Below are 11,963 nucleotides of genomic sequence, written 5' to 3' on the forward strand. Positions count from 1 at the left end.
GCGAGGTGCTCGGGCTCAAAGCAGAAAGGTGGGCCTATATTCTAAACAGGGATTGCCAGCGAGATACAGCGGAAGCTGTCAGTTTTACTCAGTTGATCAGCCGCGCCGCGACCGGCGGAAGGAACCGGTCGTCGAAGATATCTCCTGCCGCGGGCCGCTTGCGGAATTTGAAGTCCCGGGCGATCTGGTCGATCGAGCGATCCAGGCGCGCCGGGTCGACGCCGCCGAGGCCGTTGCGGCGGACCTCGTCGGTCAGGATGTTGTCGACGAGGACGGTGCGCAGGCGTGCCAGCTCCAGGTCGCGGTCGCCGTCGTCGATGCGGCTTGCGGCCTCGTCCGCCGCGCGTGCCGGCTCTTTGACGGTTGCGTTGACGCCGGCGATCAATGCGCGGACGAATCCCTTCACCGCGTCCGGCTTCGCCGCGGCGAAGGCGGGATTGACTACCACGGCAAAGCCATAGGCCTCGCAGCCATAGTCGGCGTAACGCAGCACGACGAGATCGGCTCCGGGCACGCCGCGGTCGCGCAGGTTCACTGCCGAGAGATAGCTGAAGCCGGCGACCGCATCGACCTGTCCTGCGGACAGGATCGGTTCGCGCACTGCAGCGCTCATCTTGTGGAATTTCACATGCGATGCGTCGATGCCGTTTTGCTTCGCCAGCGCCGGCCACAGCCGCATCGACAGATCGCCATCGGCAACGCCGACGGTCTTGCCGTCGAGATCGGGCAGGAGGTGGATGCCCCGGCTCCTGCGCGCAATGATGGCGTAGGGCGCGCTGTTGAACAGCACGAACACCGCCTTGACCGGTGCCGCATCGTCCCTGTCGCGGAAGCGGATCAACTCGTTGATGTCGACCAGTGCGAGTTCGCTGTCGCCCTTGGCGACGCGCGCGAGCGCTTCCGGCGATCCGGCCGTGCTGCTGAAGGAGACGTTGAGGCGTTCGGTGCCGAAGCTGCCGTCCTTTGCGGCAAGGAAGAACGGCGCCATGCTCGCATCGATCGGGCGGTCGAAGGTGAAGCGGATCGCAATCGAGGGGCCGGCGGTCTCAGCCGCCGTGACGTCGCGTGCGGCCAGCGCGGCAAGCGAGATTGCAAGGGCCAACAGGCCGCGAAGGGCGATCGTCCTGAATCCTGACATCAGTCGCGCCGGTCCCGCATTGTTATGATTTGGTGACGCTCGCAGCGCCGGCTGACGAGCAGTCTGTCCGCGCCATTATGAACGGCGGATGAGCGGCAGTTGCGTCATGATCACGCAACCCCGTTCAGCTTGTGTTGGGGTTGGGGAACCCAACATGGGATACGGGTGTTTGAAAGACATGAGCCTGTCGTCAGGCACCATTCGAGGTCCCAAGGAGGGTCCAGGACATGTTTGACAGATTTTCGAGATTTGCCGGCCGCAAGGCCGTTCTTGCCACCGCCGCGGTGCTGGCGTTGACCGCAATGACCCCGACCGCTTCATACGCAGGCGGCCGTCACTGGCATGGCGGTGGCGGCGGAGCGGCGGCTGCCGCAGCCTTTGCCGGCATCGTCGGTACCGGTCTTGCGATCGCCGCAAGCCGCGACGCCTACGCGTATGACAACGGTCCGGGCTATTATTACGGCGGCGGCCCGGTCTACTACAGCAGCCCCGGCTACTACGGCCCGAGCTATCCGCAAGAGCGCTATGGCGGTTACGACAAGGTTTGCGCTCACGGCTATTCCGGCTACGGTTGCTATTAACCGATCCGCCCTGAGCCATCGACCAACAGGCCGTCGCGCTTGCCGCGGCGGCCTGTTTTCTGCTTTTATTGCCGTGCGTTAACACGCTTACAATGTGTTTCGAGTAGTTTGAGTACCATGAGTGATTCGCTTGAGCGGCTATATCTGGCTGTGCTCGCGGCCAGGGATCTTGATCCGGCAACATCGCGCACTGCGCGGCTGTTTCAGCGTGGTCCATCCAAAATGGCGAAGAAGCTGGCCGAAGAGGCGATCGAGGTCGTCATCGACGCGGTCAATCGCGATAGCGAAGCCGTGATCCGGGAAAGCGCCGACCTGCTCTACAATCTCACCGTATTGTGGGCCTCGGCCGGCGTTCGCCCCGAGGATGTCTGGCGCGAGATGTCGCGACGGGAAGACATGCTCGGCATCGCGGAAAAGTTGCCGAAGTCGCCGATGAAGCTGCCCAAAGTCGCGTCACCGCGCGTTGCCGCCAGGCGGCCAATTGTCGCGATCGAGGGCCGGGTGGCGCGCAAGCGCCACTAAAAGCGTCACAAAACGCTCAAAAACTCGCGATGGACAAATCCGTCTCATGGTGCTTCATCGCGGCGCCATGCTGAAACGTATCTACGACTGGTGCATCGACGCCGCCCACAAGCCCTACGCGCTCTGGATCATGGGAGCCGTGGCTTTCGCAGAAAGCTCTTTCTTTCCGGTCCCACCGGATGTGATGCTGATCCCGATGTCGCTGGCGCGCCCGCAGCGCGCCTGGCTCTATGCCGCGGTCTGCACCGCCACTTCGGTGGTGGGCGGTCTGCTCGGCTACGCCATCGGCGCGCTGCTGTTCGACTCGGTCGGCCACTGGCTGATCCAGGTCTATGGCCTCGGCGACAAGGTCGATGCGTTTCGCGCCTCCTACGCGGAGTGGGGCGCGGTGATCATCCTGCTCAAGGGACTGACGCCGATCCCCTACAAGCTCGTCACCATCACCTCGGGCTTTGCCGGCTACAATCTCGTCCTGTTCATCCTGTGCTCGATCGTTGCGCGCGGCGGGCGCTTCTTCATCGTCGCGATCCTGCTCAACCGTTATGGCGACTGGATCCGGGTCAGGATCGAGAAGCATCTTGGTCTCTGGGTGGCACTTGGAGCCGCGGTGCTGGTGCTCGGCTTTGTCGTTGCGATCAAGTTGATCTAGGGCTGCGGCGGCTTTGCCGCTGCGCCGGCTTCGGCTACGGTTGCCTCCATGATGGTTCAATCCGGCAATCCGGCCGTCCGGCTGGGGACGCTGACTTCAGCGGTGCTGCTGCTCCTGCTTGGCTCCGGCACAACCGGATGGCCGCAATCCGCGCCGCCCGCGCTCGGCCTGCAGGAGCAGGGGCCGCCGGCCGCGCCGCCGCCATCGACACCCGCTCCGCCGACAGGTGAGGAAAATCCCGGGCTGATCAACGAAATGGGCAAGCTGTTCGACAAGCTGCCCGCGATCCTCCCTCCGATCAAAAGCCCGAGCGAGACCTTGAACGATTTGTCGCGGCTGGCGAAGCCGTCGAGCATGGTGTCGGGTCGCATGGCTTGTCCGGCCTCGTCGAATGGCGCGCCGGATTGCAAGCAGGCAGCCGACCAGCTTTGCCAGAGCAAGGGCTACCGGGAAGGCAAGAGCCTGAATGCCGATTCCGCGGAAAAATGCTCGGCCAAGGTTCTGATCCCGGGCCGGCAACGCAAGCCAGATGACTGCCGGACTGACACCTTCGTCACCAGCGCGCTGTGCCAGAACTGAGGACGTCGCGCGAGCAAGCAAGGAGCGCCCATGAGCCGTACGGAGCAGGACTTCCTCGGACAGCGTGAGATCGCGGACGACATCTACTACGGCGTCCAGACCATCCGCGGGAAGGAGAACTTCCACATCACCGGCATTCCGATGAACCAGGAGCCTTACTTCGTGAAGGCGCTCGGTTACGTGAAGAAGGCCGCCGCCATGGCCAATCGCGACCTCGGCGCTGTCGACACCAAGGTCGCCGAGGCGATCATCACGGGCTGCGACCGTGTCATTGCCGGCGACATGATGGACCAGTTCGTCACCGACTTTATCCAGGGCGGCGCTGGCACCTCCACCAACATGAACGCCAACGAGGTGATCGCCAATCTCGCGCTGGAATCGCTCGGCTTCGCCAAAGGTGACTATCAGCACGTCAGCCCCAACGATCACGTCAATTACGGCCAGTCGACCAACGACACCTATCCGACCGCTTTTCGGCTGGCACTGATCCTGCGGCTCGAGAGCTATATGACGGCGCTGCGCCAGCTCCAGGAGGCCTTCTTCGCCAAGGGCCGCGAGTTCGAGCGGGTGCTGAAGATGGGCCGCACCCATTTGCAGGACGCGGTGCCGATGTCGCTCGGCGCGGAATTCCGGGGATGGGGCACCACGATCGGCGAGGAGGTCGACCGCATCTCGGAAGCGCGCGCGCTGCTGCGCGAGATCAATCTCGGCGCCACCGCGATCGGCACCTCTGTCACGGCGGCCCACGGCTATCCCAAGCTCGCGGTCCGGCATTTGAGCGCGCTCACCGGCGTCGACTTCATCCTTGCAGGCGATCTCGTCGAGGCGACCTCGGATACCGGCGCCTATGTGCAGCTCTCCGGCGTCCTCAAGCGCACTGCGAGCAAGCTGACGAAAATCTGCAACGACATCCGTCTGCTCGCCTCGGGCCCGCGTGCCGGTTTCAACGAGATCAACCTGCCGCAGCTCCAGCCGGGCTCCTCGATCATGCCCGGCAAGGTCAACCCTGTGATCCCCGAGGTCGTGAACCAGACCAGCTTCCTCGTCATCGGGCTCGACACCACGGTCACGCTTGCCGCAAGCGCCGGCCAGCTCCAGCTCAACGTGATGGAGCCGGTGATCTCATTCGCGCTGTTCTTCTCGATCCGCACCATGGAGCGCGCAGTCAACAGTCTGCGCGAGAACTGCGTCGTGGGCATCACTGCCAACGAGGAGCACACCCGCAACATGGTGCTCAACTCGCTCGGTATCGTGACGGTGTTGAAGCCGTTGCTCGGCTACAAGCAATGCGCCGAGATCGCGCGCGAGGGCTACAAGAGCGGCAAGTCGCTGCACCAGATCGTCGTGGTCGAGCGCAAGCTGCTGACGCAGGAGAAATGGGACGAGATGTTCTCGTTCGAGCGTCTGATCAATCCGGACCTGATTGCGTAGCTATTGCTCATCCGCAGCTTTCAACTCGTCATTGCGGAGGAAACGGAAAGGAGCGAATTCCGCGGCTTGGAATTGCGGTCGCGGCATCCGCAATGGCGTCAGGACGCAATACTTGACAGTGGAAAGATTGCCTTGTTGGTATGGTCCCCAACCTTCGATTTGCTCGTCAACAAAGGATCGTTCCGCAATGTCCATGCCTGCCTTGTTCAAGGGACGCCTGTCGATCCCCGTGATCGGTTCGCCGCTCTTCATCATCTCGGTGCCCGATCTCGTGATCGCGCAGTGCAAGGCGGGCGTGGTCGGCTCGTTTCCGTCGCTAAACGCGCGTCCGCCGGAGCTGCTCGACGAATGGCTGGCGCGAATCACCGAAGAGCTCGCGGCCTATGACCGCGCGCATCCCGACAAGCCGTCGGCGCCGTTCGCGGTCAACCAGATCGTGCACAAGTCGAACAATCGGCTCGACCATGACATGCAGCTCTGCGCCAAGTACAAGGTGCCGATGATCATCTCCTCGCTCGGCGCGCGCGAGGAACTGAACCAGGCCGTGCACGGCTGGGGCGGCATCGTCTTCCACGACGTGATCAACCAGAAATTCGCGCACAAGGCGATCGAGAAAGGCGCCGACGGCCTGATCCTGGTCGCGGCCGGCGCCGGCGGCCATGCCGGCACGATCTCGCCGCTGGCGTTCGTTGCGGAAACGCGAAAATGGTTCGACGGGCCGATCGCGCTGTCGGGCGCCATCGGCAACGGCAAGGCGATCCGCGCCGCGCGCATCCTCGGCGCCGACTTTGCCTATATCGGCTCGGCCTTCATTGCCACCAAGGAAGCCAACGCGGTCGAGCGCTACAAGGAGATGATCGCGGGTTCGACGGCCGACGACATCGTCTATTCCAACCTTTTCACCGGCGTGCACGGCAACTACCTGAAACCCTCGATCCTCGCCGCCGGCATGGATCCGGAAAACCTGCCGACCTCCGATCCGTCCAAGATGAATTTCGGCACCGATGCCTCCGGTGAGCGTGCCAAGCCCAAGGCCTGGAAGGAGATCTGGGGCTCGGGCCAGGGCATCGGCAGCGTCGACGGCATCCTGCCCGCCGCAGAACTGATCGCGCGCTTCAAGAAGGAATATGAGGAAGCGATCGATCCGCCGTTGTGAACCATGCTGTCGTCCCGGCCTTCGCCGGGACGACACTTTTTGTTTAACTCCGAATGTGCACCACGGAGAAGCGATGACCGCGATCTACCGCGTCGACGGCAACAGCGTCGTCACCAGCCCGGATGCGGCGGGTCCGTGGGACCGACGCATGCAGCACGGCTCGGCGCCGGCTTCGCTGGTGACGTGGGCGGCCGAACGCATTCCGACCCCGGTGCCGATGGATATCGCGCGCGTCACCATCGATCTGATGCGCCCCGTTCCGGTGGCGCCGCTGACGATTGCGACCGAGGTCTTGCGCGAGGGTCGCAAGATCCAGCTCTGCGAAATCAAGCTGCTTGCCGACGGCGTGCAGGTGGTCGGCGCCACCGTGCTCAAGATCAAGCGCCAGGCGCTGACGCTGCCCGACGACATCAGGGCGCTGCCGGTCGAGTTGCCCGCGCCCGAGGATTCGCTGGTCGAGGATGGTCATGCCGCCACCAGCCCGTTCGTGCGTTCGGTCTCGATGCGTGCTGCGCGCGGCCGCTTCGGCCAGGCTGGGGCCGGCGCGATCTGGTTTCGCGTCGACCATCCCCTGATCGAGGGCGAAGCGGTCTCGCAGGCGATGCGCGCCGTGGTCGCGGCCGATTTTTCCAACGGCACCGCCTCGACGCTCGACTTTCGCGCCTGGACCTACATCAACGCCGACCTTACCGTGAGCTTTTCACGCCAGCCGATCGGCGAATGGGTCCTGCTCGACGGGGACTCCTGGATCGGTCCGGATGGCGCCGGGCTCGCGATGTCGCGGCTCGCAGACAGGCAAGGCTATTTCGGCCGGGCCGTGCAGAGTCTGGTGATCGAGAAGCGGTGAGCGTGACGGCTTTGGCCGCGCCCAGTCCCGGTGCCATTTGAATGGCAGGCTTTGAATGGCAGACTTCCGCCGCCGCGGAAGGGATGCCCTGGTCGCGAACCCCTTCTTGTCCGGAGGCTCTCTTGTTCGACGCCAGCGTCCTGCCAGTTCACATGCCGTAGAAGATCTTGATCTCCCACAGCACCACAACGATAGCCGTGATCAACGTGACCGCAGCCACCGCACTTTCCAAGGAAGCGACTCTCATTTGATACTCCGCTTCCCAGCCCCGTTCAGCGATCTAGTTGATTCGTAGATTCGCCGGCAATTGCCCGCGCACCGCCTCTTCACGCTCTGTGGCGCGCTGTTGTTTGCGGGCCACAACAACCCGTAAAATCCCGGGTGAGGAAGCTGCGGCGCGTCGACTTTCCCGCGGCATGTGTGCAGGGAGGAGAGTGGGCTTCGGCCCCGAGTACAGTTAATCCCGCATACCTCCGGTCCGCTGCGTTTAACGGCAGATTAACCATCGCCAGCCCAGAATCCCCCTCACGGCCGCCAATCGGGGCCGAGAGGGACAGGCGATGGACTTCGATTTTCTCAACGCCAAGACGGCAGCTTCGCTGGACGAAATCCGCGTTCGCGTGGCGCATGCGCTGGCCCGCCACCCGTTGTGCCGCAATGTGCGCTTCGACATCCTCAGTGTCCCCCGCACCCGCCGGGGCGGCAATTGGACGGTGACGCTGCAATCGGTCGAGCCGCGCGCGGTCTGGGAGGCCTCGGAGATCGTAGCGGACATCCAGGACGCCTACGATCTCGCGCTAGCCGCCTGATTTCGTTGGATTTTTCTGATCATGTCGCGGCAGTCCGCGCGATTGCCGCCGCAATGGCACGCTTAAGCCTTAATTTTCGCCTAGTTTCCGGGCACTGATCACATGGACTTGAAGTCGGACGCGGAGAGACGTTTGTCCAGAGCCATCACCATCCTCGTGCTGACCTGTTTCCTCGTCCTCGGCGCTGCCACAACCGCCATTCTCGGCCGCGACAGCGTGCCCGATGTCAGCGCGGAAATGATCTCGCAGACGCCGCCCAAGCCGCTCGCGACCAACCGCGCAGCCAAGGCCGACCGCTTGGTTCCGACGCTGGCGCTGGCCTCGGCCGCGATCGACCCGGTGCAGGTTCCCGCGGACAAGCTGTCACGGATGCCGGTGCTGACCGAGCCGCTGCGCCAGGCGTTCGCTGCTGCGTCGCCGACGGATTTCCCGATGCCCAAGGCGAATGTGAACGAGGCACCCGCGGCGGCGGAGGTTCCGGCGGTCGAAGTCCCGGCCAAGCCCAAGGTCGTGGCCAAGCCGCAGCCGCAGAAATCCTATTCGCTGCTCTCCGACGTTCAGATATCGGGCATCAAGGATCGCCTGAAACTGTCGTCGTCGCAGGAGTATTACTGGCCCTCGGTCGAGGCCGCGCTGCGCAATGTCGTCCGCAAGATTTCGGCCAACAAGCTCTCCAATCCACATGGGCAGGCCGTGCCGATCGATCCCAATTGCGACGAGGTCCAGCAGTTGAAGTCGGCGGCGATGCCGCTGCTGTTCCAGTTGCGTGACGACCAGAAAGAGGAAGTGCGCAAGCTCGCCCGCATCATCGGGCTCGAGAAGGTCGCGCAGCAGATCTGACGCGCAGGTTCCTGCGGAAACTGCACCGGTATCAGGAACATCCGGCAATCGACAAGCGTTGCTCGCTCCAAAGAGGGAGTGGACCAATGCGCGCCTCGACAGCCTATTTCGTCGGTGCCGGAACCATCGTCGTGGCCATCGCCATCGGTCTCGGCGGCGGCATTGTCGCCGGCAATATCATGAATCCGGTCTCGCCCAAGCAAGGTCCGGACACGAGCAAGCTGGCGCAGCGCGCTGAAGCCGCCAAACCCGCAACGACGGACGCGCCATCCGAACGCCTGCAATATCTCACCGGTTCGCAAGCCTTCGGCACGATGATCGCCCCGCCGGCGCAGGCCGAAGCCAAGTCTGACAAGAAGTCCGAAGAAAAGTCCGAAGCCGCCAAAACCGAAGCCGCAAAGCCCGACACGCAGACCACTCAGGCGAACGCGGAGCCCCCGGCGCCACAGCCTTCGCAAGCGGCCGCAGTGGAGCCGCCCAGGCCGGCACCGGCATCGCATCCGCAAGTCGAAAAGCCTGCCGAGCGGCAGGCATCGACCGAGCCGTCATCCTCCCCCGACAACGCTTACGCCAAAGCCAGGGATTCTGACGTGAAGCGTGCCGCGTCCGAACGGCGCCGGACGGAGCGCCGCGACCGTTGGGCCGAGCGCCGTCACTATGATTCGCGCGAGCCGCGAAGTATGCGCGACCGCACGGATTGGGACGACGTCGCGCGCAACATCCGCGAGGATTCCGATGCGCGCGATGTCGCAAGCCGTCCGCGCGGCGGCTTCCCGCAGATCAGGCTGTTCGGGTCTGACGACGACTAGACTAAATTAGCCCGCAGGGTCGCGCGACCCCGTGAAGCTGCGCTCGCCCTGTCCCGTGGTCGCGCAGGAGTGTTGAGCCGAAAAGCCTTGAGCCGTGCGTCAGCCGAGAATCGCGGCCGCCGCGCATTCGGCGATCAGGATGGTCGGCGTCTGGATGTTGCCGGAGATCATGATCGGGATCGCCGAGGCGTCGGCGACATGCAGGCCGTCGATGCCGCGCACCTGCAGGCGCTGCGGATCGACGACGGCCATGGCATCCGTGCCCATCCGGCAGGTCGAGGCGGCGTGATAGAGTGTCGTGCAATGACCGCGAATATAGTCGGCGATTTCGCTGTCGCTCACCGCTTCCGCGCTCGGCGTCACCTCGCTTGCGACCATCTCCTTGAGCGGTGATTGCGCGGCGATGCGACGATTGAGGCGCACGCCTTCGATCATGGTCGCGAGGTCGTTGCCGCCGGCGTCCGACGAGAAATAGCCGGGGTCGATCGCGGGATGCTCGATCGGGTCCGACGAGCGCAGCGTGATCCGGCCGCGGCTGTTCGGCCGCTGCAAGGTCGCATGCAGCGTGATGCCCGGCTTGGACGACAGGAAACGAACATAGTCGCGGTGCGGGCTGATCGCGCCGTAGAGCTGAAGGTCGGGCTCGACGCCGGGACGGCTCCGCACATGTGCGCCGGCGGCGACCCAGGGAGACGTGCGCGGGCCGCTGCGGTGCGCCTGCCATTCCGCAAGGCTCGCGGCGAGACTCTCGTCGGTCCAGGCACCGACGCCGATCTTCTCCTTCGTGTAGAAGGTGATGGGAATGTTGATGTGGTCCTGGAGATCCTTGCCGACGCCTGCCAGCTCATGCACGACGTCGACGCCGACGGCCTTCAATTCGTCAGCCGGGCCGACGCCCGACAGCAACAATTGTTGTGCCGAGCTGATGGCCCCGGAGGCGAGCACCACCTCGCCGGTTGCGAAGGCGCTCTTTGGCTGCCCGTCCTCGAGATATTCGACGCCGATCGCGCGGGAGCGCTCGATGATGATGCGGGTGACGCGCACGCTTGTCTTCAGCGTGAGATTGGCCCGCGTCAGCGCCGGCCGCAGATAGGCCTTGCCGGTGCCGAAGCGCTCGCCGTCCTTGATGACGAACTGGAACAAGCCGGCGCCTTCCTGGGTCGCGCCGTTGAAATCGGGATTGTACGGGAGCCCTGCGGCCCGTGCCGCCTCGAGCCATTTCAGTTCGTTCGGGTCGACATGGGGAACGTCGGCGACGTGCAGCGGCCCGCTCGTGCCGTGCAGGGGATCGTCGATGAAGCGCGCATTGTTCTCGAACGCGATGAACTTCGGCAGCACGTCGCGCCACGCCCAGCCGGCGCAGCCTGCCTTCGCCCAGCCGTCGTAATCGGAGGGCAGGCCGCGGATATAGATCATCGCGTTCATCGCGCCGGAGCCGCCGACCATCTTGCCGCGCGGCCAGAAGATCCGCCGGCCGCGGCAGCCGGCTTGCGGTTCGGTGTAATAGCCCCAGTCGACCGCGGTGTTGAACATCGTCGGCCAGTCCGCCGGAATGTCGGACGCCAGCGGCGCCGCACGGCCTGCCTCCAGCACCAGCACCTTGCGGTGCGGATCGGCCGACAGCCGGTTGGCCAGCACGCAGCCGGCCGAGCCGGCGCCTACGATGATCGTGTCGTACATTGGGAAACGCTCCGCGAAGACCTTCATCCCGCGGAGCGCTTGCAAGATTTGTGCTTCGGAAACGATCGTACGCTCTCACCCTTCCCTCCAGAGGAGGGTGAAACCGTGCTCATCCCCCACGCGACTCGACGACCTTGCGGCAGGCATCGGAGAGCTTCGACTTGTTCTCGCGCAGGCAAGCGTTCATCTGCGGCGGCTTGCCGACATGTTCAGCGCAGAATTTGCTAGCGTCGCCGCGGCAGGCCATCTGCTCCTGCAGCGTCGGGCCGGATTGCGCCGCGGCGCGCAGGGCGGTGGCGGCGAGCAGCAGCGCGGCAAGAACCGAAATCTTCATAGAGCACCTCATTGGGAATGTCGTTGGTCCCGCTTGGGATCGAACGAGCCGGACCATCTCGCGAAGGCCGGGCGCAGGTCCATGCCATGTTCATGGCGTCGGCCGGTCCATCAGGCTGCCGTACCCCCATTTTCATGGCATGTATCTGTCCGCCGTCTTTTGCCATTCAGGCTGCACGTCGGCTGCGAGACCCGGTGATTGCATCGGGACGCCGAACGGGAAGCAGGAGAGCAAGATGTCGAAAAGAGCGGGAGCGCTGAGCGCCGGGCTGACGATCATGGCGCTGGCGGGTGCGGCGATGGTGTCGATGGGCACGAGCCCTGCGCAAGCGGTGGTCTATTGCAAGACGGTCGGCGTGCCCAAGGGCTGCGTGGTGCGGCCGACCGCGGCGGTGGTGGTCGCGCCGGGAGCGCCGGTTGCGGCGGTCGCGGTCGCGACACCCGGTGTCGGTGCGCCCGGTGTTGGCGTGCGCGCGGGCACGCCGATGAATCGCGGTGGTCCGGTCAATCGCGTCGGCGTGCGCTGAGCTTGTCTTCACCTCGTCCCGCTCTTGTCCGCCGAAGCTTTGGCGAACGCGGATGAGGGATG

14 protein-coding genes are annotated in these 11,963 nt (G+C 64.4%); 11 read left to right on the top strand and 3 right to left on the bottom strand.

All coding sequences use genetic code 11. The features are described 5' to 3' along the window. Positions 1–88: 88 nt before the first annotated feature. A complete protein-coding gene (locus JQ572_RS01270; RefSeq protein WP_211381175.1) occupies positions 89–1,138 on the bottom strand; it encodes an ABC transporter substrate-binding protein in 1,050 nt (349 codons plus the stop codon). Positions 1,139–1,365: 227 nt separating this feature from the next. Here JQ572_RS01270 and JQ572_RS01275 point away from each other — a divergent pair, with 227 nt between their 5' ends. The 10 genes from JQ572_RS01275 to JQ572_RS01320 all read left to right on the top strand — a co-directional run bounded on the left by JQ572_RS01275 (position 1,366) and on the right by JQ572_RS01320 (position 9,361). After that, positions 1,366–1,719: a hypothetical protein gene (locus JQ572_RS01275; protein WP_211381176.1), complete on the top strand. Its 354-nt coding sequence runs from the start codon at positions 1,366–1,368 to the stop codon at positions 1,717–1,719. 117 nt (positions 1,720–1,836) lie between these two features. Continuing rightward, positions 1,837–2,241, top strand: coding sequence for a phosphoribosyl-ATP diphosphatase (hisE, locus tag JQ572_RS01280; protein WP_211381177.1), 405 nt, complete (start codon positions 1,837–1,839; stop codon positions 2,239–2,241). Between the two features lie 46 nt (positions 2,242–2,287). Next, on the top strand, positions 2,288–2,890 hold the full coding sequence (locus JQ572_RS01285) for a YqaA family protein (protein WP_211381178.1): 603 nt from the start codon (positions 2,288–2,290) through the stop codon (positions 2,888–2,890). Positions 2,891–2,938: 48 nt separating this feature from the next. After that, entirely contained in the window at positions 2,939–3,469 is a 531-nt protein-coding gene (locus JQ572_RS01290; RefSeq protein WP_211381179.1) for a hypothetical protein, read from the top strand. A gap of 30 nt (positions 3,470–3,499) precedes the next feature. Then, positions 3,500–4,900 carry an aspartate ammonia-lyase gene (locus JQ572_RS01295; protein ID WP_211381180.1) on the top strand — a complete coding sequence of 467 codons (1,401 nt, stop codon included), beginning with the start codon at positions 3,500–3,502 and terminating at the stop codon, positions 4,898–4,900. A 187-nt stretch (positions 4,901–5,087) separates the two neighbouring features. Next, a complete protein-coding gene (locus JQ572_RS01300) occupies positions 5,088–6,056 on the top strand; it encodes an NAD(P)H-dependent flavin oxidoreductase (RefSeq protein WP_211381181.1) in 969 nt (322 codons plus the stop codon). Between the two features lie 73 nt (positions 6,057–6,129). Next, entirely contained in the window at positions 6,130–6,903 is a 774-nt protein-coding gene (locus tag JQ572_RS01305) for a thioesterase family protein (RefSeq protein ID WP_211381182.1), read from the top strand. 560 nt (positions 6,904–7,463) lie between these two features. After that, positions 7,464–7,712: a hypothetical protein gene (locus JQ572_RS01310; protein ID WP_211381183.1), complete on the top strand. Its 249-nt coding sequence runs from the start codon at positions 7,464–7,466 to the stop codon at positions 7,710–7,712. Positions 7,713–7,844: 132 nt separating this feature from the next. Continuing rightward, the gene (locus JQ572_RS01315; protein ID WP_211381184.1) at positions 7,845–8,552 is read left to right on the top strand and encodes a hypothetical protein; all 708 of its coding nucleotides are present in this window, start codon (positions 7,845–7,847) and stop codon (positions 8,550–8,552) included. A gap of 86 nt (positions 8,553–8,638) precedes the next feature. Beyond that, positions 8,639–9,361, top strand: a complete 723-nt coding sequence (locus tag JQ572_RS01320; protein WP_211381185.1) for a hypothetical protein — start codon at positions 8,639–8,641, stop codon at positions 9,359–9,361. 99 nt (positions 9,362–9,460) lie between these two features. On the opposite strand, the gene JQ572_RS01325 is transcribed toward JQ572_RS01320, so the two are convergent. Further along, the gene (locus JQ572_RS01325) at positions 9,461–11,041 is read right to left on the bottom strand and encodes a GMC family oxidoreductase (protein ID WP_211381186.1); all 1,581 of its coding nucleotides are present in this window, start codon (positions 11,039–11,041) and stop codon (positions 9,461–9,463) included. Between the two features lie 109 nt (positions 11,042–11,150). After that, the gene (locus JQ572_RS01330; protein ID WP_211381187.1) at positions 11,151–11,375 is read right to left on the bottom strand and encodes a cysteine rich repeat-containing protein; all 225 of its coding nucleotides are present in this window, start codon (positions 11,373–11,375) and stop codon (positions 11,151–11,153) included. 235 nt (positions 11,376–11,610) lie between these two features. Between JQ572_RS01330 and JQ572_RS01335 the strand changes: the two genes are divergently transcribed. Beyond that, positions 11,611–11,901 (top strand): hypothetical protein, encoded by a 291-nt coding sequence (locus JQ572_RS01335; protein ID WP_211381188.1) that lies wholly within the window; start codon positions 11,611–11,613, stop codon positions 11,899–11,901. Positions 11,902–11,963 lie beyond the last annotated feature (62 nt).

Origin of the sequence: Bradyrhizobium sp. SZCCT0153, from assembly GCF_018129995.1 — a bacterium.
Taxonomy (GTDB): Bacteria; Pseudomonadota; Alphaproteobacteria; order Rhizobiales; family Xanthobacteraceae; genus Bradyrhizobium; species Bradyrhizobium japonicum_G.

Excerpts from the sequence above, each read along its gene's own strand:
- hisE (WP_211381177.1), top strand. The coding sequence starts at position 1,837 with ATGAGTGATTCGCTTGAGCGGCTATATCTGGCTGTGCTCGCGGCCAGG.
- JQ572_RS01335 (WP_211381188.1), top strand. The coding sequence starts at position 11,611 with ATGTCGAAAAGAGCGGGAGCGCTGAGCGCCGGGCTGACGATCATGGCG.
- JQ572_RS01275 (WP_211381176.1), top strand. The coding sequence starts at position 1,366 with ATGTTTGACAGATTTTCGAGATTTGCCGGCCGCAAGGCCGTTCTTGCC.
- JQ572_RS01300 (WP_211381181.1), top strand. The coding sequence starts at position 5,088 with ATGTCCATGCCTGCCTTGTTCAAGGGACGCCTGTCGATCCCCGTGATC.
- JQ572_RS01320 (WP_211381185.1), top strand. The coding sequence starts at position 8,639 with ATGCGCGCCTCGACAGCCTATTTCGTCGGTGCCGGAACCATCGTCGTG.
- JQ572_RS01295 (WP_211381180.1), top strand. The coding sequence starts at position 3,500 with ATGAGCCGTACGGAGCAGGACTTCCTCGGACAGCGTGAGATCGCGGAC.
- JQ572_RS01305 (WP_211381182.1), top strand. The coding sequence starts at position 6,130 with ATGACCGCGATCTACCGCGTCGACGGCAACAGCGTCGTCACCAGCCCG.
- JQ572_RS01290 (WP_211381179.1), top strand. The coding sequence starts at position 2,939 with ATGATGGTTCAATCCGGCAATCCGGCCGTCCGGCTGGGGACGCTGACT.
- JQ572_RS01325 (WP_211381186.1), bottom strand. The coding sequence starts at position 11,041 with ATGTACGACACGATCATCGTAGGCGCCGGCTCGGCCGGCTGCGTGCTG.
- JQ572_RS01270 (WP_211381175.1), bottom strand. The coding sequence starts at position 1,138 with ATGTCAGGATTCAGGACGATCGCCCTTCGCGGCCTGTTGGCCCTTGCA.
- JQ572_RS01310 (WP_211381183.1), top strand. The coding sequence starts at position 7,464 with ATGGACTTCGATTTTCTCAACGCCAAGACGGCAGCTTCGCTGGACGAA.
- JQ572_RS01285 (WP_211381178.1), top strand. The coding sequence starts at position 2,288 with ATGGTGCTTCATCGCGGCGCCATGCTGAAACGTATCTACGACTGGTGC.
- JQ572_RS01330 (WP_211381187.1), bottom strand. The coding sequence starts at position 11,375 with ATGAAGATTTCGGTTCTTGCCGCGCTGCTGCTCGCCGCCACCGCCCTG.